Source organism: Marinobacter iranensis, from assembly GCF_029207565.1.
GTDB classification, from domain to species: Bacteria; Pseudomonadota; Gammaproteobacteria; order Pseudomonadales; family Oleiphilaceae; genus Marinobacter; species Marinobacter iranensis.
In genome coordinates, this window is record NZ_JANCMW010000057.1 from 1 (window position 1) to 307 (window position 307).

At 66.8% G+C, this 307-nt stretch carries 1 protein-coding gene; it reads left to right on the plus strand.

Annotated elements, in window-relative coordinates:
* Positions 1–307, plus strand: a 307-nt coding sequence (locus NLU14_RS21425; RefSeq protein ID WP_275710440.1) for a class I SAM-dependent methyltransferase, incomplete at both ends; no start/stop codon positions are given.

Genomic DNA, 307 nt, shown 5'->3' on the forward strand with positions numbered 1-307 from the left:
AGGCGCGCTTCTTCGGCTTCGACATCAGCGAAGCGATGCTGGAAACGGCGCGCGCCTCGGTCGAGAAGAACGGCCTGAGCGGCAGGATCACGCTGGCGCAGGGCGATGCGGGCGCGTTCGACGTGACCAGCCTGTTCGGGCTGGAGAAGCTCGACCGGGTGTTCATGAGCTACACGCTCTCGATGATCCCGCCCTGGGTGGAGGCGATCGAGTTGGGGGCCAGGGCGCTGGCGCCGGGCGGCAGCCTGCACATCGTCGATTTCGGCCAGTATGAGCGGCTGCCAGGGTTCGCCAAGCGGCTCCATTT